Source organism: Mycobacterium sp. NPDC050441 (genome assembly GCF_040655355.1).
Taxonomy (GTDB): Bacteria; Actinomycetota; Actinomycetes; order Mycobacteriales; family Mycobacteriaceae; genus Mycobacterium.
In genome coordinates, this window is the sequence record NZ_JBFAJS010000003.1 from 184,939 (window position 1) to 209,469 (window position 24,531).

Sequence of the window (24,531 nt, forward strand, 5' to 3'; positions counted from 1 at the left end):
GGCTACCACCAACCGAGGGCGTCGGACATCTGCCGCGCCAACTCGGTGGTGAGCGTGCGCACGTAGGCCGCCGACAGATGGTGGGCATCGTGGTAGACCAGCACGTTGCCCTCCACGGCGCGGCAGATCGTCGGCCGGCACACCGCATCACTGAGGTCGAGAACCTTCATCAACGGATAGTCGGCCAGGTGATCGAGGGTCGGATTGCGCTGGGCCAGCGCTTCGTTGCGCGGTACCCCGCAGGACTCGGCGTCACCGCCGGACGACAGACAGTCCACCGGCGAGAAGAACCATCCATCACGGATCATCCAGGGCGTGTCCCGTATGCCGAGCATCGGAATTCCCTTGGCGGACAACTCATCCCAGATCCCCAGGTAGTAGTCGGGCACATAGTCACCCGGACTGTTGAGAATCGGGCGCGTCGACGTGAAGAACACGTAGTCCGGCCGGTCGGCGATGATCTGCGCCAACGCGTTATCCGACCACGTTCGACAGGACGGGTATTTGTCGAAGGATCCCGCGATGATCGGCATGCGTTCGGTGGTCAGCGGACATCCGAACTTCAGGTAGGTGGTCACCTTGAAGCCGTGTTGACGTCCGATCTGATGCAACGCGGTCAGCCAGTGCTCGGAGTGCGACCCACCGGCCAACGCAATCGTGTGAGCGCCCTTGGGATCTCCGTACACGCACGTGACGACCTCATCACCGGTGAATCCCGTGACGCAATGGTCGATCGACGACGGCGGGATGTCGTCATCGGCCTCTAGCGCACTCGGGCGCATCGGCAGCTTCGCCACTCGGTGATTCCCGATGAGCGCCTCCGCGCCCGGATAGTCGCGAATCGAGAGCATGCTCAGTTCGGCACCGCTGGCCCGGGCCAGGACCACATGTCCCTGCCACATGAGCGACATCGCCACGAGCATCACCGCGACCAACACGACGACCGCACCCGACACCATCCGCATGCCGACCCCACGACGCCACGGCAGCTGGGCCCACCGCGCGGTGAGTACCGCCAGCAGCACTGCGACCAGCATGACCGCGATGCCGTCGACCGGGCCGACGGCATCGTCGTTGATGGCCGCCAACCAGAAGATCAACAATGGCCAATGCCACAGGTACAGCGGATAGGCAATCGCCCCGACGGCGACCAACGGAGCGCTGCGCAACAGTTCGTTCGTCCCCGACGACGTCTCCGCGACGCCGCTGACGATGACCAACAGCGTCGCCGCCACCGGAATCAACGTCCAGACTCCCGGGGACTGCACGGTCCGGTCGGTGAGTACACCGCACACCAGGATTGCCGCCAACCCGGCCGCCGTCGCACCGGCCTGCAACCAGCCACGCCATGGGATTCGGCCCACCGGGCCGGCCACCAAGGCTGCCGCCATCACCCCTGCCAACAGCTCCCACGCCCGAGCGGCGGTGCTGTAGTAGCCGAGCATCGGGCTGTCCGATTGCGTGGTGACCGCGTAGTACAGCGACGCCGTCATCGCGATACCGGACACCACAACCAGAATCGTGCGTCGTGCGGCACCACCCCGACGCAGCATCACCACGATGACCGCGGCGGCCAGCACGACGAACGCGAGCGCGAACTGGCCCAGCACCGAGACCGCCCACAGGTGGTGCAGCGGGGTCACCGCCTCACCGGCCTGCACATAGTCGTCCGCTGACTGGAGCAACTGCCAATTCTGGTAGAAGCCCAGGCCGGCCAGGGTCTGCTCGGCGAATGACTCCCACCGGGTCTGCGGCTGGACGAGCACGGTCAGCACCGCGGACACGACCAGCACGAGAACCAACGGCGGCACCACCCAACGCGCCACCCGGCCCGCCTCGGCGGCCAGGGACGACGGGCTCGCGGTACCAATGCTGTGCAGGACGCGACCGCCGACGAAGAAACCGGCCAGGACCAGCAGGACATCCACCCCGCCTGAGGCCCGCCCGAACCAGAAATGGCAGACGACCACCATCACGATGGCCACACCGCTCAATCCGATCAGGTCATCGCGAACCCGCCGCGTGGCAGCAGGAACGCGAACCGGATCGTCAACAATCACCTGCACGCTGAACTTTCCCTGGGCTGTCTTCGCCGGTCACTGACGACGAGAACACCCTGGGGCACGCCGTTCGCCGCACCGAGCATAGGCCACCGGAACAGGTGGTCAAGGCGGGCGGCCAGGCCTCCGGGAGGTCACCTCATCACCCAACTGTGACAGCGCACACTTCCATGCAACGAAACAGGTTGAGCTGTAGCGAAACTCACACTCTAAGAATTGCTTTTAGACAGCCGCGACGGGAGCATGGAGTTATCCATGCGGCGAGCGATCCTCGACGTGTGGACGTCAACAAAGCAGATGAGTACCCGTGATCCGGGGCACTTTTGAGGAGTGAGAAGTATGTCCTTCACACAGTTTCGCGCAAACCAGAAGCGCGCCAACATGCGGCGCCGCCTCTATGCGCGGATCAACGAACTGCCGAACTCGTCGGTTCGCGAAGAGTTGATCGCAGTCGTGCAGCGGCACGAGCTTCAGGATGCAGATCACTGAGACGACGATTCCGCTGTACAGAGCCGGTGGCCCGAAGGCCTCCGGCTCTGTTGTTTTCGGCGGCTGTTTCCGGCGCTTGGTCGGTCAGCCGCGGCCGAAGTACGGCATGGACCGCGCCATCACCGTCAGCGACGGGACCGACACCTCCAGGGGTAGATCGACCAGGTGCGCGACGGCGCGGGCCACATGCTCGACGTCGAAAGTCGGCTCAGCCGCGAGACTTCCGTCGGCCTGCAGAGTCTGGTGGCTGAATCCTGCGGTCATTTCGGTGGCGGCATTGCCGATGTCGATCTGGGTGATGCAGATGTCGATATCGCGCAGGTCCAACAACATTGACGCGGTCAGCCCACTCATCGCGTGTTTGGTGACGGTGTAGGCCAGGCTGTTGGGGCGGGGCCGGTGTGCCGAGATCGATCCGTTGTTGATGATTCGCCCACCCCTGGGTAGCTGGGCGGCCATGACGCGGGCGGCCTCCCGCGCGCAGAACACCGCGCCGTCGACATTCGTGCGCCACGTGGCGTGCCACTGCTCGTCGTCGAGGTCAGCGACGGACGCCGACGGCCCGAACACCCCCGCATTGTTGAACAACACATCCACCCGGCCGAAGGTCGATACCGCGTCGGCGAAGAGCGCCTGCACCGAAGCTGAATCGGTGACGTCGGTGGGGACGACGCGGGCGTTCGGGTCCCCGCTGCCGACCTCGACCAGTGGTTCGGCGCGACGGCCCGCCAGCACCACATGATGGCCGGCGTCCAACAGGACCCGGGCCGTCGCACGGCCGATGCCACTGCCGGCGCCGGTGATGATCACGACTTTCTGCACGGTCCGATTGTGCCCGACCTCGCCTCAGCGCATCCGGGATCGCCGGTTACGCTGAGGCGAAGGAGTTCAGCGAAGCAGGTAAAGACCTACCGTGCCACCGTCATTCACCGCGTAAACGGCCTCACCAGGTCCGGCCCCGGCAGCGTTGGCAGCGGCTACAGCCGACGGGGCATCGGCATGATTGCCGGTCCAGTTCCACGCGCGACCGCCGGTGCCGGTGTGGTTGTCGAAGATGTAGAGGCCGACGGTCCCGCCGTCATTGACCTCGAAGATCGCTTCACCGGGTCCCGCGCCCGATGCGGTGGCCGCGGCCGCCGCCGACGGGGCGTCCCCGTGATTGCCGGTCCATCTCCAGCTCATGTTGAACTCCTATGCCGAGTGCCGATGCGCCCCTGGTCGTTGGGCACTTCCCACTGTCGGCCGCCGTCACGCACTCAGCACGCGTAGTGCACTACTCGACTGAGCACCCAAGCCCGCGCCTAGTGCGTCGGCGTACCGCCCGCTGGACTCGGGCGCGGCGCGGTGAAGAACGACCCGATCACGGCGAACACGCTGATCACCGCGGCGGCTGTGAAGGCCGCATGCACGCCGGGCAGATCCGGGGCCCCACCCGAGTGGGACGCCTTGGTCATCACTGTCACGAACAACGCGGTTCCCGCCGCGCCACCAACCTGCTGCAGCGTCGTCAGGATGGCACTGCCATGCGAATAGAACCGGTCGGGCAGGACTCCGAGCGCGTCAGTCATCAACGGGGTGAACATCATCGACAAGCCCAGCATCATGATCGACTGCAGGACAACCAGTTCCCACACCGGCGACGCCGCCGACAGCAGCGTGAAACCCCACAGCGACACGCACAGCATCACCGAACCGGGCACGACCAGCAGACGGGCGCCGTGACGGTCATAGGCCCGCCCGACCAACGGCCCGGCCAACCCCATCAAAAGCCCGCCCGGCAGAGTCGCCAATCCGGCGACCAACGCGCTCTGCTTCAGCACGTCCTGGACATACAGCGGCACCATGATGATGGCGCCGAACAATCCCATGAACCCCAGGACCACCAAGCTCAGCGATACCGAGAACCGCCGATAGGTGAACGGCCGCAGATCCAGGAACGCGCGGTCGCGCCGTTGCAGCTGTATCTGGCGCGCACCGAATGCCACCATCGCCACCGCACCGATCGCCATCGGCACCCACGCGGGTATCCCCTGCCGGCCGTGCGCGGACTCGCCCATCAGCGAGAGGCCGAACACCAAGCCCGCGAACGCAATCGCCGACAGCGGTACCGAGATGGGATCGATCGGCGTCGGTTCCTCCCGTTCATCGTCGACCCGCAGCCACGTGAGACCGGCGCTCAGTGCCGCCAATGCGATGGGCAACACAATCCAGAACATCCACCGCCAGTCGAGTGAGCCCAGGATGAACCCCGACAGGGTGGGCCCGATCGCCGGCGCGACGGCGATGACGATCGAAATGGTGCCCATCATCTGCCCGCGGCGATCGGCGGGGATCAACGTCATCACCGTCGTCATCAGCAGCGGCATCATGACGGCGGTGCCGCACGCCTGCACGATCCGTCCGGCCAGCAGGACCGCGAACCCCGGCGCCAACGCGGCCACCAACGTGCCCGTGCAGAACAACGCCATCGACGCCACGTAGATGCTGCGCACCGGGTAGCGCTGCAGCAGCGAGCCGGACATCGGGATGACGACGGCCATGGTCAACAGGAAGCCACTGGTCAGCCATTGGGCCGTGCTCGCGGAAATATCGAGATCGACGATCAGGGCCGGCAGCGCCACGCTCATGATCGTCTCGTTGAGGATCATCACGAACGCCGAGCCGACCAACAGCGCGATGATGACGTTGGCGCTCGACTGGGCACGCGGTTGCGCCGCGATCTCCCCCGTGCTCGGGCCCGTCGTCATTGCCACTCCTGTCTCCCCCTACGCCGTCTGCGCAGCCACCCAGGGTAGGTGGGACACCCCGGGTCAGGGAAACCAGTTTTCGCCGAACCTAGGGTTTGCCGACTGTGGTGGCGGCTTCGTCGATCAGATCGACGACCGCTCGGGGCTGCGACGCCAGCGATGCATGGCTGGCCGCAAGTTCGATGACTTTGCGCGGGTTCATTCGGTCAGCCATCCGGCGTTCGTTGTCTGGGTGGATCATTCTGTCCTGAGTGGACACCTGATACCAGGTGGGTTTGGCTTTCCACGCCGGCGCGGTGACGTTGTCGCCGAATGTCGACGCGAGAGGAGCCTTTTGGGTGACCGCCATGGCGAAGGCTTCGTCGGCGGGCAGGTCCTGACAAAAGCTTTCGTGGTATTTGTCCTGTTTGATCCACAGGTAGCCGTCGGAATCGGGTGCCAGGTTCTCGATCGCTGCCGGCGGCAATTCCTGGCTTATCTGACCGGGGCTCTCGCCTGCGTCCGGAGCGAAGGCCGCGATATAGACCAACCCGGCCACGTTGGGCAGATCGCCGGCTTCGGTGATGACCGCGCCGCCGTACGAGTGACCGACGAGCAGGACCGGCCCCTGGATCTGCTTGATCATCTTGCGGGTCCGCTCCGCATCGTCGGCCAACGATGTGAGCGGGTTCTCCACGGCGAACAGTGATTCGTAGCCGCGGTTGCGCAGTTCGACGATGGCTTTGGTCCAGTGGGCCGCACCGCCCCAGAATCCGTGCACCAGAACTACCGCTGGTTTTTCAGACATGATGCTGTCCCTTCCTTGAGTGGCCAGATGCCCTGTTCGAGGGTGTGGTTTCAGGATGTCAGGTAGTTCGGGTTTCGGTACCGGTCCGACCGGAAGCACTGAGTTGCCGGGGACACCTCCGTTCAGGTGGGGTCGAGCACGACGACGAGTTTCCCAGCGCCGGTGTTGGATTCCATCGCTCGGTGGGCATCGCGGATCTCGTCGAGCGCGTAAGTGTGCGACGGGCCGAGGTCGATCGTGCCGTCGGCTTGTTGACCTATGACGCGCTCGTGCGGCTGTCGGAGGCCCCGGATCAACGTCTGTACATGAAGGACCTGGCCGCGGCGCTCGTGTACAGCGCAAGCGGAGTGACTCGAGTCGTCGACGGCCTCGAGCGTGCCGGTTACGCGCGCAGAGTCGTCGACCCCGACAACCGTCGGTCCATTCGTGTCACGCTGACCGACGGCGGGCTCGCTGCGCTACAAGCCGCCTGGCCCACCCACCTACGCGGTGTCCGCCGCACTTCTACGCCCACGCCGCGGAAAAGCAAGCAGAAACGATCGCCGAGGTCTTCCGGGCCGTTGTCGACGACCTTGAGCCCCCGGAGCACTAGCCCCGGCAACTACTAAAACTAGAAGGCGTAGTGCAGAACTACGTTTCCTCTACGGGACACGGCGGCGCTTGGCGCGGTAAGCCGGTTCATGAGGCGAAGACCCAACGGGAACTCCGCGACCTCGGGCTCACGCGTGCACAGGATCTCTTTGACCAGCTTGAGCTTGGGGTGCCAGCGTTCGGGGTAGCGAGGATCATCGAAGCCAGGGAACTTGGTCGCCGTCTTGATGGACTCGGCCCCGGCGAAGCGCTTCTGGGCCCAGACGGCGAACTTGCTGTAACCGTTGAACGCAATCTCGCCGCTCGGGAAATGGTTGATGATGCGGCTCAACAACATTCGCATTTCTTCCTCGGAGAGGAAGGCGATCAGTCCGTCGGCGACGATCACCGCCGGCCGGTCGGTGGGGAGGCCGTCCAGCCAGGCGGGATCGGTCAGGTCAGCACCGATGGGATGACGGTTGGCGGGTTCGGGCAGAAGTTGCCGACGGGCCGCGACGACCTCTGGATAGTCGATGTCACACCATTCGACAGTGGGTGGCGGGGCGATTCGCAGCGTTCGGCTGTCCAGGCCGGCGCCGAGGTCCAGGCCGACCGCGTCGGGGTGGTCGGCGATGAACCGCTGGGCGATTTCGTCCAGCTTCTTGGCCCGATGCGCGATGTATATCGCACTGCTCGTGGGGATGTGAAGCTTCCCGTAGTCGAAGTCGACCGTCCGCACGACCTGGTCGGCCATGTCGTCCCCCAGGATGGGTCGCGACAGCCGGTTGTCGAGCGCTCGGCCGCACAATGTCAACCACAGGCTCGCCTGCACCTGATTGAGGGTCGGAACGGGCATTGCCATTGGCTCATCCTTTTCTTCGCGGGCCGGTGACGGTGCGACCCGAGAATCGGACCGGCCGCGCGACCGGCACCCGCGCCGCGGACCGTCTGAACGATCGCTACACCACTGAACGCATGTTCAGTACATTAAACGTGCGTTCAATCTGGGTCAAGGTTTGGCTCTTTTGTCTCAGCGCAGGCGCATCGGGAGCTCGTTGCACCCAAGTCCGCAGCGGGGCGAACTGGGTCGCTTCGGTGCGGGCAGATGGCAAAGGCTGGTTGCGGTAACCGGATCCGGAATGCACTGGGCGCCTGCTGATATCCGGTGACGCTTCAGCCCTGGCGGGACTGGAGCAAGCATCGACGGCTTCGATACCGGGCGCAGTCACCGGTCAACAACACCCCGCAACGTCGAACTCAGAAATAATTCGAAGGTGTTACAGAATGTGAATGTTATTCCCAACGTTTGCCGATAGGTTCCCCCTGGCCGACCGAGCTTCCCGGCGGCGGCCAGGAAGCCTCCCGGGGTGTAACGAACGGATTCTCTCTTGCAGCTATCACTTCGATCTTCACCGACCGCCGGGTGAGACATCGCCAATACCTCGGCCGCAGGGACGCTTGGCGAAGACGGCGGCGGCACCTGGGCGCCTGAGCCCAACGATCGAACGTCTGATTGCCGGTAGATCGTGCCGTAGCCGCCGAGCTTGTCTCGGCTTCGACGCCGACGAAGAATGCGGCTGTTCCAGCAAAATTCCGTTGAATTTGCTGGAAATTTCGCGGTAACGCCCGCAGGCGGGCCCGACGGCACGGGGCGTTAGCTGCGCTGATTGAGCAGAAGTCCCCCGATAATCGTTGGGCTTAAACCCAAATACGCGTCCAGGCCGCATTGTCACCTGGGCGATACAGGTATGCCCTTACCAGGGATATCTACCCCTCGACTGAGAATCTTGTGCTTACGAGAATTCGAATTTAACACCCCGAACCATCTGTTCAATTTGCGCAATTTTCAGCAGTTCTCAGATAGCTTTCCGCGCGGCAACAATCACAACAACGATAGGTATCGCATGCATGTAAGTGTTCGCTCGTATCTCAATGCAGGGGTTGCCCTTGCCGGTGCCGGCATCATCGCCGTCACCCCTGTCACGCCCGTCGCGCCGGCCCTGCACGACATCCAAGTGCCCACCGTTCACACCGCCGATGTGCAACTGTCCGCCTTGTTGAATCCGCTGGAGGTCTTCGCGCCCATCGTTGAGCAGGCGATGGCGAACTCACAGGTCATCGGGCAAAAGGTCATGCAGAGCCCGCTGCCCGTCTTGCAGGCGCTCGCGCTCAACCAGCTCGATAGCTTGGGCACCCTGGCCGGACTGGGCACCGATGTTGCCCAAGCACTCGCCGCGCTAGCGCAAGCCGTGCCGGGAAATTTCCAGACCGCGATCGGTCAATTTCAGGCGGGCAACATCGACCAAGCACTTCGGACCATCGAAGAGGGCTTCGTCAGCCCGTTCGTTCCACTAGTCATGGCCGACCTGCCCAAGCTCGTCAATGTCCTGAAGAGACCTCTCGTCGACGCACAGGTATTGATTGAGAACCTTCCAATCTCCTACTTGGTAGGTGCCGCCTTTCCGGTTCTGAACAGTTTCTATGCGGCGCAAACCCAGATCATCAATGGCATCACCGGCGTGGCCGACGCGTTGAGCACCGGTAACCCAGAAAAGATCGCGAACGCCATCACCACCGGCGCGGCGAACCTCACACAGGAACTGCTCAACGGGAACCCAGCCACCAACACCCACGGGCTTCTCGGCCTGTACGGCCCCATCAACGGGCTCCTCGACGCAAATGCGATGCTCGCGTATTTCCTGCGGCCACCGGCCGAGTTTTCCGCGCTGAACGCAGCACCCAATGCCGCAGTGAGCCCGGTAACCCTGGCAATTCGATCGGCGGTCACGGCTCCCGTTCCCGCAGCTGCTGGGGCCGTCAAGGAAGTCGCTACGCAGGCCGAGGCAACCGGGACATCCGAAGGTGCCCAATCAACCGAAGGGACCGAGGCGACCAAGGGAACCGAGGATGCCGCGGCGTCGGATGACGGTGCCGCAGATACCGTCAGCACGACCCGGGCTACCGAGCCCACCGGCGGCAATAAAGTGGTGCCCGGCCAGATCAGGCATGACTCGGCCTCGGCGGGCAGCGGGACCTCGTCGACAAGCGTCCGCGACGGCATCACCAAAACGGTCAAGGGCATGACCGATGGATTGAAGAAAGCAGCGAGGAACGTCACTGGTGGCAGCGGCGAGGACAGTGCCTCCGCCAGCCCGAAGGCCAGTGACAGCTCCAGCACCTCGCGCGGCAACGGCGGCAAACACCGCGCAACCAAATAACCACACCTCACCGAGTCGGCCCCCTCCCCGGAGGGGGCCGACTGCCATCCGGAATGTCCCCTGCAATCTCCCGATGCGACGCCCGTCAGCCCGCGGACACTCCTGGCGTGAATTAGATTGGGGCACAACGTGTTCGAAGACCCACCGGCTCGTCGGACGCGACCGTAGGCCGCTTCGTAACTCCCGCCGAGGTTCGCGGTCCCTCAGAATCAGCCACATCGACGGTGCACCGATTGCATTCCCCGATTTGGTCACGTCGCGAAAGGGTATGCGTACCATCGCAGTTCACCAACTGCCAGCACAGTTCCGCGACCCCGAGGCAGATCGATCAACTGCGGACACCCTAGAACGCATAGAGCGGCTCCGACACCGACGGTCAGCACTGCACCGTCCGACATTGGTGCGCCAACCCCCCGACCTCGGTCTCCACGACCGACGCCCAGGCGTGGCCCGCACGATTGCCGCCTCCGGTAGTGAGCCCGACCCCTGATCAACCGATTGGTCCGCACACGCCACGTCGCCTCTCGCTCGGAACAACGAACCGCCGCGCTTCATAGAGAATGGCCCCCGGAGATAAACTCCGAGGGCCATTCTCGTTGGTAGCGGGGACAGGATTCGAACCTGCGACCTCTGGGTTATGAGCCCAGCGAGCTACCGAGCTGCTCCACCCCGCGTTGCAAATACAAGGTTACCGGGGTCTTACGTAGAGCTCCAAATCGGGTGCTCAGAGCCGGTTTTTGGTCGAATCCGACCCGAAATCGGGCCGGAGAACCGGCCCAGAATCAGCCCACGAAACGCACCACCTGGCCGCACCGGAACACGCCGGCCGGATCGTGCCGCTGCGCCAGCGCCGCCAGCCAGTGCCGGGTGTCCTCGTCATAGACCCGGGCCGCCCGCCCCGCGTCCTCCGACGGCGCGAAGTTGGCGATCTGGCCGCCACTGGACCATCGCGACAGCGCCACGATGAGCGCACCGGCGTGTGGCACCACGGCATCGGCGATCGGGGGCGCCAGGACTCCGATGGTGGTCACCGCGAAGGCGGCGTCGCGATGGCAGAACGCGCTGCGGTGCCGTCCCTCACGCGCCAGCGCCCCACCGAGCATCCGGACCTCGACGATGGTCTGCACCGAGCCGGATTCCGGCCCGGCGGCACCTAGCAGCACCTCGACCGTCTCGGCGGTCAGTTCCCGCAACAGCGTGTGGTGCTCGTAGATCGGCATCGGATCGACCGGGTCGGCGTGCACCGCACCGATAGCGGTGTACGGCATCACGGCGACGGTGTCGAGCACCGGGCTGGCGACCGCGCGCATCGGCGCCAGCAGTCGTTCGGCCTCGGCGAAATCGCCGACCGCCGCGTACCGCACCGCCACCGTGAAGCGGCCGGCCAGCGGCTCAGGAATTCCGGGCAGCGGCGGAAGCTGCTGCAGGGCAATGGACGTCGAGATGGACTCGGGTAGGTCAGCACACCATCTCGCCCACTCACGCAGGACAATGCCGGCGTCGTCGCCGTCGAAATACACCGCGCCACCGTAGAACTCGGGGATCGGCAGCAGATCGATCTCGACCGAAGTGACGATGCCCAGCGTCGACTTTCCGCCACGGAGTCCCCAGAACAGCTCGGCGTTCTCCTCCGGTGTGGCACGCAGCAACTCCCCCGCGCCGGTGACCAGCTCGAAGGACCGCACGTGGTCCGATGACAGCCCGACGGTGCGTACCAACGGCCCGATCCCCCCACCGGTGAGGAATCCCACGACGCCGACGCCGGGAGCCGATCCGCACAGGCCGGCAAGACCGTGCGGGGCGGACGCGTCCAGCACCTGCTGCCACGTCGCCCCAGCCGCCACCCGTGCGGTGCGCGTCACCGGATCCACCGTGACGTCGGTCATCCCGGAGGTCACCACCAGGATCGTGTCAGGGGCCACCGCCATGGCGCCGTGGCCGGTGGCCTGGACGCTGACCCGGTATCCCCTGGCCGCGGCGAAGCCCACGGTGTTGGCGATGTCGTAGGCGGTGGCCGCCAGCACCACGGCGGCAGGCTCCACAGTGGCCGCCACATTCCACGGGGTGGCCCGCTCGTAGCCGACTTCCCCCGGCAGCGCCACGGGAGCGGCGACGTGGGCTCGCAGGCCCTTCAACGCGTCGTCCAGGCCGTCGTGGGCAATATCGGTCAGGGTCATCGGGGTCCTCTCAAGATGAGCTCAGAAAGTTCGTTCAGTTTCTGAACGCACAGCATCACCAGGACGACTTGGCGATCACTTGGCGCCGACTCAAGAGCCAGATAAACCCCAGTTCACACTAGCTGCAGCGCGCGGGCCGCCAGGCCGGCCATACCCAGCGCCTCCGCCTCGGCCGCCAACCTGCGTGCCGTCTCGCGCCGTGTCGGGCCGACGCCGTCAAGCTGGCAACGGACCAGCGCGCACCACAGTTGCGTGGGCACGGCACCGGTCCGACGCGCGATGTCCTCGGCCCGGGCCAGGTCGGCCAAGGCGCGCTCCGGATCTCCACGCAGTGCGTGCAGCCGGGCGATCGCCAGCGCCACCGGCCCCGCGTGCCCGACCTGCCCGATCACCGCGATGCGGTCGCCGTAGGGCTGCAGCGCAGCCAGCAGCTCGTCGGCATATTCATCCAGTCCGTAGTCGGCGGCCAGGTGCGCCATCCAGGCGGCCTGCCCCAGTCCGGTCCACACCTGCCCGCGACCCGCATCGGCACGCCACTCCTGCAAGCGCGCAAGCGCATCGGCCCGGGGCCCCTCGACGACGGTGAGTAGCGCTGTGTGCACCAGAGCCTCCATCCCCTGGCCACCGGTGTCGATATCGGCCTGCGTGGCAACCAGACCCTCGCTGACCGGGCCACCCGTCTCCCGCAGCAAGGTCACCTCAGCAAGCAAACCGCTTCCGGCGCCGTAGAGCTCGGTCTGCTCGTGCACGTGCGCCGCAATGGCGTGGTGTCGTCCCGCCTCGGCGAAGTCACCCCGCCAGATCGCCAACACCGCCTGCATCCATCGCAATTGGGCGCGCAACACCGGCAGCTGCAGCTCCTCGCTGCCCGCCATACCGGCACGCAGATGACGCTCGGTCAGCTCGATGTCACCCAGGTGCATCGCCGCCATGGTCGCGACCGAATGGGCGATCACCGCGTCCTCACGGGACCTGCTGTGCCGCAGCGAGTTCAGCTGGTCAATCCACTCGAAGGTCGCAACACTGAACTCGGCCACACCCGAGTAGGTGATGAGCCGGCCGATCAACGTATCGGCGATCACTTCGGGATCGCCTGTGCCGGTGGCCAACCGCTCGGCCCGGTCGAGGTATCCGGCGGCCACCGCGGGATCGGCCTGATAGCAGCAGCCCACAGCCAACGCCGCCAACACCCGCGCACCGGCGGCCGGATGCGCGGTCGCCATCGTCGCGGCCTGCTCCAATAGCGCGATCAACCCGCCCGGGTCGTCTCCTGGTGCCAGCCACGGCCATCCACCGCTGGCGCGGAGCAGCGCACTGGCCACCCGTCCGGCGGTGTCGGCCCGCTCACTGCGTAGTGCTTCGGCAAGGTTGCGTTCGACGGCATCGAGCACCAAGCGCCCCCGGCCGGCGCGCGAATGGGCGTCCAGCATGGCCACTGTCAACCCATCACGCTCGGCGTCGTCACGGGCGGCGAGGGGCAACCGGTCATAGGCGTCGAGCGCGGCCTGCCACCATTGCGCAGCGATATCTGAACTCCATTGCTGGGCAGCCTCCTCGGCGGCCAACCGGCAGGCCGACACCACGTCCTGCGGGTCGGCCAGTGGTTGAGCGGCCACCAGATGCTGAGCACGCCTGGTGACCGAATCTCCGGAAGCACTGTGTACCAACGCATCCGCAACCTGTAGGTGGAGACGGTGACGACGCATGGCCGGCAAGCCGGCAATCAAGTGCTCACGCAACAGTCCGTGCGCGAATGCGTAGCCGTCGCCGTTGTGGGCGCTCACCACAATCCGTTCGTCGGCGGCCGCGTCGAGGTGATCGGCAAGGCTGTCGAGGTCGAGCCCTGCCACCCGCGCCAGCACCGGCACCGCGTCGGCGTCGATCGCGTCGCCGATCACCGCCGCCACCCGCATCAGTCCCACGACCTCCGGCGGCAGTCCGGCCAACCGGCGGTCGAGCACCGACTTCACCGCGACAGGTATCTCGTCACGCTCGGTTCGGGGCAATCGCGCGTACTCGGAGACGAAGAACGGATTACCACCGGTACGTTCGGTCAGCACGCTGGCCTCGGTGTCATCGACGAAGTCCTCGGCGATCTGATTGACCAGTACCGCAACATCTTCCGATGACAGCGCGGTCAGGGTCAGGTGCCGGTTGCCCGCACCACGGGCCACCGTCGCCAGCAGACGGGCCACATCGGTGATGTGTTCACCGTCGCGGACGGTGAACACGATCGCCACCGGGTGGCCCCACAGCGCACCGGCGATGTAGGCCAGACATGCCGCAGAGGTCGAATCCGCCCACTGCAGATCGTCGATCACGACCATCAGCGGCCGGCGCGCCGACTCCAGGAGCGTCTGCACCCGCTCGTACACCCGGAATCTGGCAGTGTCGGGATCGGCGTCGCCCGGCACTTCCAGCACCTCGTCAGGGTCACCGCCCAGGCCTCGGACCAACTGCCGCATCGGCCACCACGGCGGAGTCGACGACCCGTCGGGGCAACTCACCCAGACGGCATCGGAGGAGAACCGGTCGTCGATCTCCTCGGCCAGTCGCGTCTTGCCGATTCCCGGCGGACCGGACAGCACCAGCCACCGGGTCTCGCCCGCACGGACATCGACGAGAAGCTCTGCGGCGACATCTAATTCGCGATCCCGGCCGATCACCGCCGCGCGCCCGGAGTCAGGAACCTCAGGTTCGATCATCGGCACCGCGGGGGTATGCACCTCACCGGCGCCGCTCCACTCCGCGGACCGGGGCCAGGCCGCGAGTTCCGGCGCCTGACGCAGGATCGCGGTCTGCAACTCGCGGAGCTCGACACCAGGCGACAGACCCAGCTCGGCGTCGAGCAGGCGGGTGTAGCGCGTGTAGATCTCGAGCGCCTCCGCGGCGCGACCGGACCGGTACTGGGCCAGCATGTGCAGCCACGCGCCCCGATCCGAAAGCGGCTCGGCCGACCGCAAATCCGATATCGCGGAGTGCGCGGCCGATACCCGCCCCAAGGCGAGCAGGGCGGTGATCCGATGATCGAGACACTCGGTGCGCAGCTCGCGCAGCCGGGCCGCATCCCGGGTGACCCAGTCCTGATCGCCCAGATCATCGAGCAGGTCTCCGCGCCACAGCGCCAGAGCCTCGTCGGCGGCGCTCAATGCCTCGGCCCAGCGTTCCTGCTCGACCGCCGACGAGGCCCGGGCGCAGCCGTCGGCGAACACCGCGATGTCGACCGAATCGGCAGGCACATCCAGGTAGTAGCCCGGGGGCTGACGCACGATCGGCGAGGCCGACGCGGCGCCGTCACGCAAAGCCCGGCGCAAGTGGGAGATATAGACCTGCAGGCTGGCGGTGGCACTGGCCGGCGGATCCTCACCCCAGACCCCGCTGATCAGCCGGTCAACCGAGACGACCCGCCCGTGTGCCAGCAACAACATCGCCAGCACGGCCCGCTGCTTGGGTGCACCGATCTCGACGGCCACATCGCCACGCACCACCTGCAGCGGCCCCAGCAAACGAAAGTGCACCGACGCAGCATAATTGTCGGCGCCGCAACCCGGGGAGCAGATACTGCTCACTTCTTTTGCGGCGTGCACACCCCTTCAAACTCCTTGCCTTCCTTCTCCGCCACACCCGCGGCGTCGAGCCAACCGACGCCATCGAAGAAGAAGGTGCCGGCCGGGTGATTGTTCGATCCGGCGACAACCTCGGCCGTCCGAGCGGTCGCGGGGTACCCTCCGGGCGTGGACTGCACATTGAGAAACAAATATTCTTCTGTGCGCCAATCGAAGTCAGGCGGCGGCGCTTCCGTCACGGTCAGACCCGGATAGGGTCCACCGACGGTGAACCGGTCGAGCGTCGCCGTACCGGAGGTATCGGTCAACACGAGCTTCGGGCCAAATCCAAACCCGACCTCCACCGACCGCACCCCGACGCAGCCCGGCGGCACCCAGATCTCCAGCTTGCCGTCGGTGACCCGGGCACCGAACGCCGGCCGCATCGGGGCGGCGAACGGCGCATCCGACCATGGACGGTCCCCGGTCCGGCAACTGGTGAGCCCCGCCGTCACCAGCAGGGTCAACAACACGGCCAGCCACAACCTCACGAGTAACCCCCGTCGGACAAGCCCGCATCGCGTTCCAGCGGGTTGATACCGGTCTGCTGTTCGATGATCGCGCCCAGCCCGTAATCCCGTGCCATCCAGACGAATCCCTTCTGGGCCCATTGCTCGGAATGGCGCTCCTCGTGGTGCAACAAGCGGTCGAGGTCGAGGGTGCTCTGGAACGGCAGACCGCTGTCATCTTGCCCCCAGTTGGCCCCCGATTGGATGATCTTGCTCAGCTGGTCTGCCGGATCCTTGGATCCGTCGATGTTCATCACGAACACGTCGCCGTAGGTCGTCCCGCCGTGGACACCGATCTTGTCCATCACCGGCCCGCCCAAACCCATCAGCATGCCGTTGGGTGTCGTGGCCAACGATCCCCCGCCGCCCTTGTCGAAAATCTGGTCATAACTCCAGGAATTCGCATTCTGTCGGTCGATGATGCGCTGCACCTCGGAAGCCGAGTAGGGCGTTTCCTCGAAATCGTTCTGAACGTCATCGGCGGTACCCAGCTTTCCGTCCGCACCGGCCTCGGCGGCGTCGTAGTCGGTGCCGGCGTTGAGGACGTAGGTCATCACAACGGCCTTCTTCGCATCCTCTTTGCTGGTGCCGGGCGGCAGGATGAAGAACGACTTGCCGTCCTTGTCCTTGACCTCCTGCAGTCCGTTGAGCACGTCGAACGACTGTGGGGTGATGTTCTGTGCGCGGGCGATGTCGACCATGGTCTGCGGATCCACCCCGTGCTTGGACGCATTCTCCAGCCACTGAGCGTATTTGGACCCTGGCACCACTGGTCCGGTGAGGAGCCCGGCATCACGCAACGCCTTCTCGTAGTCACTGACCGGCGGATGCTCACCGGCGTCGGGCAGCTCGGCTGTTCCGGTGAAGTCGATCCGCTCAGCCGCCTCGTCGTCGCCGCGCTCGTAGCGGTCGGCGGCCACCCGTAACTTCTGCGCGTACGCCGTCACATCGCCACCCAACAGCTTCGCCTGCTCGGTGAGTGCGGATCCCACCGTCCCGCACGCCGTCCCGACCGCCAGCGAGGGCATCGACCCGGCGGCACCGGAGATGGCCGGCCCGGCGCGATTGCCGCTGACGTCGTGGCCCGAGGTGTCGAAGACGGATGCCGTCTCCCGCATGGTCTGTTCATCGACCTCGAGAGTTGCGCCGCTCATGTCACGCGGCCCAGGTCCCGAGGCTCATTTCACGAGCCCCTTGTTGATCCGGTCCATCTTGTTGGCCGTCGACTTGTCTGCCGCGTCGAACTCGGCCAACGCAGTCTGAATGGCCGTCTGCAGCGCCAGGCGCCGCATCCCCCACTTCAGCGCCAGCACCGGAAGGCTCGCCACCAGAAGCTTCAGCCTCCATCCCAACGCGACGCGGCCGTCGTCGGAGATGTCGAACAGGTCGGCCTCCGGACTCGAGACCAGATCCGACACCCGGGTGCGGATGCCGCCGAGCTCGGCACCACCGGAGGACATCGCGGTGTGCAGCGACTTGAGCCTGTCGCGGTAGAGCTCCTGATCGCCGAACATCTCGTTGGCGTGGCCCTGTGCGGTGTCGGACGCGCTACCCCGCCAGTCGGATGCCAACCTGGTCAACTGGAGGCGTTCACGGGCGATCCGACTGTCGAGGTCAGACGCCGCCGAGGCCACGTCACCGGCGGCGGACACCAGTTGTTCGGGATGGCTGCCCAGCACCTGCGAGATCGTCACCGCCACCAGCGACTCCTCATCCGTCCCCCCATCCACCGAACTATCGGTCCATTGTCACCCACCGGACCGGCCCGGTGACGCACCAAATATTCGACGGAGAGGAGTCGGCTACTTCGACGAGTCGAACTTCTTCATCGCATCGTTCAAGCGCTGCAACGCCTGACCGTACTTGCCGAAGTCACCGCTGCGCTGGGCATCCTGCGCCTCGGTCAGTGCCGACTCGACTTCCTTGAGAGCGGCGGACTTGGCCGGCGACAACTGCACGGGCTCACCCGGCGGGATCGCCGCCGGAGGCGCGACAACCTGCGGCGCCTGACCATCGGGATTGGCCGGTGGCTGGGCCACCGGTGCCGCCTCGGGAGTTCCGGCCGCCTGCGCCTTGCCGTCGGTGGGAGCCACATTGGTGGCAGTGGCGCCCGCCCCCGGTCCGAACAACTCGGTCAGGGCGTCACTGACAGTCGGGCCGTAACCCACCTTGTCGCCGTAGAGCATGGCCACCCGGATCAACCGCGGGTAGGTCGAGGCCGCATCGCTGGTTCCAGGTGATGCGTAAACCGGTGCCACATAGAGCAATCCGCCATCGGCCACCGGCAGGGTCAACAGGTTGCCCCAGCGGATCCGGTTCAGGTTGTCCCGTCCGATCACGCCGAGGTCCTGCGTCACCGCGGTATCGGTACTGATCGCGTTGAACGCCTGCTTCGGACCCTTCACCTCACCCGGAATGGTCAGCACGGTGATCTTGCCGTAGCTCGACGGATCCGAACTGGCACTGACATAGGCGGCCAGGAACTCGCGCTGCAACCAGTTCAGCGCACTGGTCAACTGGAACGACGCCAAACCGCTGTTGTTCACAAGGTCTTTGGCGACGATGTAGAACGGCGGCTGATAGCTGCTTGCGGTCGGGTTGGGATCCAGCGGCACGTTCCAGAAATCGGCGTTGGTGAAGAACTTCACCGGATCGTCGACGTGGTACTTGGTCAGCAGTGACCGCTGAACCTTGAACAGGTCCTCGGGGTAACGCAGGTGTGCCTGCAGTTCCGGGGAGATGTCCGCCTTCGGTTTGACCGTGCCGGGGAACACGCTCATCCAAGCCTTGAGCACCGGATCCTGCTCGTCCTGGGCATACAGCGTCACCGTGCCGTCGTAGGCATCGACGGTGGCCTTGACCGAGTTGCGGATGTAGGACACCTGCTTGTCGGGAGCCAGCCGGTTGACCGCCACCTCGTTGGAATCGGCTGTCGCACTCGAGAGCGTGGTCAACTCCGAATACGGATAGTTGTCCAGGGTGGTGTAGCCGTCGACGATCCAGACCATGCGCTTGTTGACGATCGCCGGGTACATGCTCGTGTCGGTGGTCAGCCACGGCGCCACCGCCTCGACGCGCTCGGCCGGATCCCGGTTGAACAGGATCTTGCTGTTCTCACCGATCACGTTGGACAGCAGGAAGTTCCGCTCGGCGAACTTGGCGGCGAACACCGACCGGGCCAACCAGTTGCCGATCGCCACACCACCGGTGCCCGAGTACGAGTAGTTCTTGGTGTCGGTGTTGGTTTCGTAGTCGTACTCGCGGTCGACATCACCGTTCTTGCCGACGATCGCATAGTCGTCCGCGGTATCGGCGATCACCGGTCCGAAGTAGACCCGGGGCTGATCCAGCGGCGCCGGTCCGGGCGAGACCACCTTGCCGTTGGCGCCGACGACGCTGGCGAGGAACTCGGGGTAACCGCCGTTCTGATTGGGGTCGTTGGCGATTCCGCGCACCGTGTTGGCCGGCGAGGCGATGAATCCGTTGCCGTGGGTGTAGACGGTGTGCCGGTTGATCCAGTCGCGCTGGTTCTCGATCAGCCGGTCCGGATTGAGTTCGCGTGCGGCGACGACGAAGTCGCGCAGATTGCCGTCAGGGCCGGCATAACGGTCGATGGCCAGCTGATCCGGGAAGAAGTAGAAGTTCTTGCCCTGCTGGAACTGGGTGAATGCGGGGCTGACGATCGTCGGATCGAGCAGGCGGATGTTCGACGTGGTCGCCCGGTCCGCAGCGACCTGCGCGGCCGTGGTCTGACCGTTGCTCTCGTAATTGCGGTACGTCACCGTGTCGTCGGTGAGGCCGTAGGCCTGCCGGGTCGCGGTGATGCTGCGTTTGATGTACTCGCTTTCCTTCTGCGCGGCGTTGGGCTTGACGCTGAACTGCTCGACGACCAGCGGCCACCCGGCGCCCACCACCATCGAGCTGAGCAGCAACAGCACCACACCGATGGCCGGAATCCGCAAGTCGCGCAGCACGATCGCCGAGAACACCGCCACCGCACAGATCAGCGCGATCGCCAGCAGGATCAGCTTGGCCGGGAGTACGGCGTTGATGTCGGTGTAGCCGGCACCGGTGAACGGCTTGGCGGCGCGCGTATTGCTCAACAACTCGTAGCGGTCCAGCCAGTACGCGAATGCCTTGAGCAGGATCAGGAAGCCGACCAGGCTGATCAGCTGGATGCGTGCCGCGCGGCTCAGCGCCCCGCTACGCCCGGCCAGACGGATGCCACCGAATACGTAGTGCCCCAGCAGGTTCGCGACGAACGCCAGGAACGTCGCGACGAACAGGTACGTCAGCACCAGCCGGTAGAACGGCAGATCGAACGCGTAGAAGCCCAGATCCCGACCGAACTGCGGATCGGTGATCCCGAAGTCGCTGCCGTGCAGGAACAACTGCACCCGCACCCAATAGCTCTGTGCGATCACACCGGCCAGCAGACCGATGAAGACCGGAATGCCGATCCCGAACAGCCGCAACCGGGCCAGCACGGTGGTGCGGTAACGCGCCACCGGATCATTCGGGCCGGCGGCCGGGACGAACACCGGACGGGTCCGATAGGCCAGCGCCAGCCCGGCGAACACCACGAGACCGATGAGCAGCCCGACCACGAGGAACACGATGAGCCGGGTGGCCAGCACGGTGGTGAACACCGACCGGTACCCCAGCTCGCCGAACCACAACCAGTCGACATAGCCGTCGACCACCCGAGGCCCGATCAACAGGGCCAGCACTGCCACCAGCGCCAGGCCGATCAGCATCCGGCTACGTCGCGTCAGCTTCGGCATCCTCGCCGCGGGCCGCATCCCCACTGGTGAACTCCCGTTTCAGCCTCGGTGGACTCGTGGCATGCCCGACAGGGCCGCCCGATTTCCTACAACTCTAGTCATCCACAGGCGCTATGCGGTTCAGCAGCGAGGCGGTTCGCCACCGGCAGAAATCGTGTGCAGCGCTTCGACAGCGTGGGTCAGCGTGTCCACCTTCACCAAGTCCATGCCGTCCTGAGGCGCCGAGCGCGCCTCGGTGCAGTTGTCGGCGGGCACCAGGAACGCCGTGGCGCCCGCTTCCTTGGCGGCCAGCATCTTGTGCGTGATGCCGCCGATGGACCCGACCTTGCCCTCGCCGGTGATGGTTCCGGTGCCGGCGATGAACTTGCCGTCGTTGAGGTCGCCCGTGGTCAGCTTGTCGACGACGGCGAGGCTGAACATCAGCCCCGCCGACGGGCCGCCGATGTTGGCCAGGTTGAAGTCGATCTCGAACGGCGCCCACGGCGCGTCGAGCACACCCACGCCGAGGAATCCGTAATCCCGGTCCGGGTTGTCACCGAGCGTGATGGTCGCGACCCCGGGCGGAGCGTTCTTGCGACGGAAGTCGATCACCAGCTGCTCGCCCGGCTTGGTCTTCTTCAGGATGGCCTGGAACTCGTCGAGGTTGGCAACCGGTATCCCGTTCACCCCGTCGATCGCGTCACCATCGCGCAGCTTGCCCGCCGAAGGACCGGGATCGGTGACGCTCTGCACGGTCACCGCCACCGGGTACTTCAGGAACGACAGCGCCGCGTACTCGGCGCTGTCCTCGGACTTCTTGAAATCCGAGTTGTTGGCCTCGTCGATCTCGTTCTTGGACTTGTCCGGCGGATACACCAGGTCGCGCGGAACGAGTTGCTCACGGCCCGACATCCACAACGCCATCGCCTGGCCGAGGGTGAGGCCGTCACGCTGGGACACCGTGGTCATGTTCAGGTGCCCCGAGGTGGGATGGACCACGGAACCGCCGGTCCCGTCGGTGCTCTTGATATCGACCACCTGTTTGCCCTCGACGTCGCCGAGCGTGTTGAACGTCGGACCGGGACCCAACGACACGAAGGGCACCGTCACCACCGACAGCAGCACGCCGAACGCCACAATCGGCACCAGCGCGACCAGCAGCGTCAAAATCCGCCTGTTCACGCCGCCCACAGTAAGGCCTGCACCATCGTGTTCACCCACAGCGTGACCCGCAGGCACACCCGGACACCTCGTCATGAGTACCGTTGTGGGTATGGCTGACCTGCCCTTCGGCTTCTCCGCCGGGGACGACCCGGACCGAGACAAAGACAAGAAGGACCCCGATTCGGGGTCCGGTTCCGGCAACTCCGGGCCAGGCCCGGGTTCGGATCCGTTCGGTTTAGGCATGGGCGGAGCCAACTTCGACATGGGCGACCTCGGGCAGATCTTCACCAAGCTCGGCGAGATGTTCAGCGGCGCAGGCGGTGCCATGGGCGGCAAACAATCCGGTCCGGTGAACTACGACCTGGCCCGGCAGCTGGCGTCCAACTCGATCGGGTTCGTCGCCCCGGTGCCGGAGAAGACCACGGGCGCGGTCGCCGACGCGGTACGTCTGGCCGAGACCTGGCTCGACGGGGTCACCCCGCTGCCCGCGGGCACCACCAGGTCGGTGGCCTGGACCCCGAGCGACTGGCTGGACAACACGCTGGACACGTGGAAGCGGCTGTGCGACCCGGTGGCCGAGCAGATCTCCTCGGTGTGGGCGTCGGCGCTGCCCGAAGAGGCCAAGAGCATGGCCGGGCCGCTGCTGGCGATGATGTCGCAGATGGGCGGCATGGCGTTCGGCTCCCAACTGGGCCAGGCGCTGGGCAAGCTGTCCCGCGAGGTGCTCACCTCCACCGACGTCGGCCTGCCGCTGGGCCCCAAAGGGGTCGCGGCACTCATGCCGGAGGCGATCGAATCGCTGGCCGAGGGCCTGGAGCGCCCGCGCAGCGAGATCCTGACCTTCCTGGCCGCCCGTGAGGCCGCCCACCATCGACTGTTCAGCCATGTGCCGTGGCTGTCCAGCCAACTGCTCGGCACCGTCGAGGCCTTCGCCAAGGGCATGAAGGTCGACATGTCGGGCATCGAGGACTTCGCCCGCGGATTCAACCCGGCCTCCCTCGGCGACCCGTCGGAGATGGAGCAGCTGCTCAACCAGGGCATCTTCGAGCCCAAAGCCACCCCCGAGCAGGAAGTCGCCCTGGAACGGCTGGAAACCCTGCTCGCGCTCATCGAGGGGTGGGTGCAGACCGTCGTCACCGCGGCGCTGGGCGATCGCATCCCCGGCACCTCGGCACTGGCCGAGACACTCCGCCGTCGGCGCGCCACCGGCGGACCTGCCGAACAGACCTTCGCCACGCTCGTCGGCCTGGAACTGCGCCCCCGCAAGATGCGCGAAGCCGCGGTGCTGTGGGAACGGCTGACCGAGGCAGTCGGCACCGACGTCCGCGACAGCGTGTGGCAGCACCCCGACCTGCTCCCGAGCGCAGCCGACCTCGACGATCCGGCCGGCTTCATCGACCGGATGATCGGCGGCGACACCAGCGGCATCGACAGCGCCTTCGAACAGGCCATCGCCGACCTGGAGAAAGAGCAGCGCGAGAGCGGCAAAGGCGACGCCGAAGGTGACGGCGGCAGCCAGTCCTGACCCCGGTACCGCGGCCTGTGGATAACTGAAACGGCGGTCCCCGCCGGCGTGGCAGAGTCATCGCATGACGCGCTACGTGCTCGCCGCGGGCCGGCCGATCCTGCTGCGTCCCGACGAGGCGGTTCAGTTGGGCTGGGATCCACGGCGCGCGGTACTGGTGCGTCCCCCGACCGGAATGAGCCAGGCACAATTGGCCGATCTGCTGCGGGCACTGCAGGCCGGCGCCACCCGCGATGAATTGGTCACGGCCGCAGAATCATTCGACGGTGCCGAGGCCATCGATGAGCTGATCACCGCATTGACCGAAACCGGAATGCTCACCGTCGTCGCCACGTCCTCGCGGGCGACCCGGTCGGCATCCATCCGCGTGCACGGCCGCGGACCGCTGTCGGAACTGCTGGCCAACGGCCTGCGCTGCTCGGGCGCCCGGGTCAGGCACAGCACGCACCCACACACCAGGAGCGTGGCGGCCTCCACCGACCTGGTGGTGCTGGCCGACTACCAGATCACCGACCCGCGGCTGCTGCGAGAACTGCATCACGGCGGGATCGCCCACCTGCCGGTGCGGGTCCGCGACGGCGCCGGTTTGGTGGGGCCACTGGTGATCCCCGGGCTGACCAGCTGCCTGCACTGCGCCGATCTGCACCGCACCGATCGCGACGCGGCATGGCCTGCCGTGGCGACCCAGCTCAGGGGCACCGTCGGCAGCGCCGGCCGCGCGACCATCCTGGCCACTGCGGCGCTGGCGATGCGGCAGGTCGACCTGGTGATCCGCGCGGTCAGACACACCGACGGTGACGAGCCCGCACCCGATGCGCCGGCGACGTTGAACACCACCCTCGAACTCGACGCCGACGGATACTCGATCGTCGCGCGGCGGTGGTCCCGGCACCCCGACTGCCCATGTTGAAAACGGA

The 24,531-nt window shown here is 65.9% G+C and carries 19 protein-coding genes and 1 tRNA gene; 5 read left to right on the forward strand and 15 right to left on the reverse strand.

Annotated features, from left to right (window positions below; all coding sequences use genetic code 11):
• Window positions 1–2 precede the first annotated feature (2 nt).
• A complete protein-coding gene (locus tag AB0I14_RS09895; protein ID WP_358019597.1) occupies window positions 3–2,066 on the reverse strand; it encodes an acyltransferase family protein in 2,064 nt (687 codons plus the stop codon).
• 333 nt (window positions 2,067–2,399) lie between these two features.
• Between AB0I14_RS09895 and AB0I14_RS09900 the strand changes: the two genes are divergently transcribed.
• On the forward strand, window positions 2,400–2,549 hold the full coding sequence (locus AB0I14_RS09900) for a hypothetical protein (RefSeq protein WP_358019600.1): 150 nt from the start codon (window positions 2,400–2,402) through the stop codon (window positions 2,547–2,549).
• Between the two features lie 84 nt (window positions 2,550–2,633).
• Here AB0I14_RS09900 and AB0I14_RS09905 read toward each other — a convergent pair whose 3' ends face one another.
• From AB0I14_RS09905 to AB0I14_RS09925, 5 genes are all read right to left on the reverse strand, one after another.
• Window positions 2,634–3,371 carry an SDR family oxidoreductase gene (locus AB0I14_RS09905; RefSeq protein WP_358019602.1) on the reverse strand — a complete coding sequence of 246 codons (738 nt, stop codon included), beginning with the start codon at window positions 3,369–3,371 and terminating at the stop codon, window positions 2,634–2,636.
• Between the two features lie 66 nt (window positions 3,372–3,437).
• Window positions 3,438–3,731 carry a hypothetical protein gene (locus AB0I14_RS09910; RefSeq protein ID WP_044516894.1) on the reverse strand — a complete coding sequence of 98 codons (294 nt, stop codon included), beginning with the start codon at window positions 3,729–3,731 and terminating at the stop codon, window positions 3,438–3,440.
• Window positions 3,732–3,850: 119 nt separating this feature from the next.
• Window positions 3,851–5,296 (reverse strand): DHA2 family efflux MFS transporter permease subunit, encoded by a 1,446-nt coding sequence (locus tag AB0I14_RS09915; RefSeq protein ID WP_358019606.1) that lies wholly within the window; start codon window positions 5,294–5,296, stop codon window positions 3,851–3,853.
• Between the two features lie 88 nt (window positions 5,297–5,384).
• Complete coding sequence (locus AB0I14_RS09920) at window positions 5,385–6,083, reverse strand: alpha/beta hydrolase (protein ID WP_358019609.1); 699 nt, start codon at window positions 6,081–6,083, stop codon at window positions 5,385–5,387.
• A 122-nt stretch (window positions 6,084–6,205) separates the two neighbouring features.
• Window positions 6,206–6,379, reverse strand: coding sequence for a zinc-binding dehydrogenase (locus AB0I14_RS09925; RefSeq protein ID WP_358019612.1), 174 nt, complete (start codon window positions 6,377–6,379; stop codon window positions 6,206–6,208).
• A gap of 9 nt (window positions 6,380–6,388) precedes the next feature.
• On the opposite strand from AB0I14_RS09925, the gene AB0I14_RS09930 reads away from it, so the two are divergent.
• Window positions 6,389–6,691: a MarR family transcriptional regulator gene (locus tag AB0I14_RS09930; protein WP_358019615.1), complete on the forward strand. Its 303-nt coding sequence runs from the start codon at window positions 6,389–6,391 to the stop codon at window positions 6,689–6,691.
• A gap of 2 nt (window positions 6,692–6,693) precedes the next feature.
• On the opposite strand, the gene AB0I14_RS09935 is transcribed toward AB0I14_RS09930, so the two are convergent.
• Window positions 6,694–7,515, reverse strand: coding sequence for a class I SAM-dependent methyltransferase (locus AB0I14_RS09935; RefSeq protein ID WP_358019618.1), 822 nt, complete (start codon window positions 7,513–7,515; stop codon window positions 6,694–6,696).
• 925 nt (window positions 7,516–8,440) lie between these two features.
• Between AB0I14_RS09935 and AB0I14_RS09940 the strand changes: the two genes are divergently transcribed.
• The gene (locus AB0I14_RS09940; protein WP_358019621.1) at window positions 8,441–9,871 is read left to right on the forward strand and encodes a hypothetical protein; all 1,431 of its coding nucleotides are present in this window, start codon (window positions 8,441–8,443) and stop codon (window positions 9,869–9,871) included.
• Between the two features lie 597 nt (window positions 9,872–10,468).
• On the opposite strand, the gene AB0I14_RS09945 is transcribed toward AB0I14_RS09940, so the two are convergent.
• The 8 genes from AB0I14_RS09945 to AB0I14_RS09980 form a co-directional block, all read right to left on the reverse strand.
• Window positions 10,469–10,545, reverse strand: a tRNA-Met gene (locus tag AB0I14_RS09945).
• Between the two features lie 108 nt (window positions 10,546–10,653).
• Window positions 10,654–12,048, reverse strand: a complete 1,395-nt coding sequence (locus AB0I14_RS09950) for an FAD-binding oxidoreductase (RefSeq protein WP_358019624.1) — start codon at window positions 12,046–12,048, stop codon at window positions 10,654–10,656.
• Between the two features lie 113 nt (window positions 12,049–12,161).
• Window positions 12,162–15,566 carry a BTAD domain-containing putative transcriptional regulator gene (locus AB0I14_RS09955; protein WP_358019627.1) on the reverse strand — a complete coding sequence of 1,135 codons (3,405 nt, stop codon included), beginning with the start codon at window positions 15,564–15,566 and terminating at the stop codon, window positions 12,162–12,164.
• A gap of 47 nt (window positions 15,567–15,613) precedes the next feature.
• Window positions 15,614–16,126: a hypothetical protein gene (locus AB0I14_RS09960; protein WP_358021194.1), complete on the reverse strand. Its 513-nt coding sequence runs from the start codon at window positions 16,124–16,126 to the stop codon at window positions 15,614–15,616.
• Between the two features lie 14 nt (window positions 16,127–16,140).
• Window positions 16,141–17,316: a type VII secretion target gene (locus AB0I14_RS09965; protein ID WP_358019630.1), complete on the reverse strand. Its 1,176-nt coding sequence runs from the start codon at window positions 17,314–17,316 to the stop codon at window positions 16,141–16,143.
• 24 nt (window positions 17,317–17,340) lie between these two features.
• The gene (locus AB0I14_RS09970) at window positions 17,341–17,862 is read right to left on the reverse strand and encodes a hypothetical protein (RefSeq protein WP_358019634.1); all 522 of its coding nucleotides are present in this window, start codon (window positions 17,860–17,862) and stop codon (window positions 17,341–17,343) included.
• A 102-nt stretch (window positions 17,863–17,964) separates the two neighbouring features.
• Window positions 17,965–20,970, reverse strand: a complete 3,006-nt coding sequence (locus AB0I14_RS09975) for a UPF0182 family protein (RefSeq protein ID WP_358019637.1) — start codon at window positions 20,968–20,970, stop codon at window positions 17,965–17,967.
• 96 nt (window positions 20,971–21,066) lie between these two features.
• Window positions 21,067–22,107, reverse strand: a complete 1,041-nt coding sequence (locus AB0I14_RS09980) for a PDZ domain-containing protein (RefSeq protein WP_358019640.1) — start codon at window positions 22,105–22,107, stop codon at window positions 21,067–21,069.
• Window positions 22,108–22,198: 91 nt separating this feature from the next.
• Here AB0I14_RS09980 and AB0I14_RS09985 point away from each other — a divergent pair, with 91 nt between their 5' ends.
• Together AB0I14_RS09985 and AB0I14_RS09990 are read left to right on the forward strand one after the other, a co-directional pair.
• Window positions 22,199–23,614, forward strand: coding sequence for a zinc-dependent metalloprotease (locus tag AB0I14_RS09985; protein ID WP_358019643.1), 1,416 nt, complete (start codon window positions 22,199–22,201; stop codon window positions 23,612–23,614).
• A gap of 64 nt (window positions 23,615–23,678) precedes the next feature.
• Window positions 23,679–24,524, forward strand: coding sequence for a cyclodehydratase (locus AB0I14_RS09990; RefSeq protein WP_358019646.1), 846 nt, complete (start codon window positions 23,679–23,681; stop codon window positions 24,522–24,524).
• Window positions 24,525–24,531: the final 7 nt, after the last annotated feature.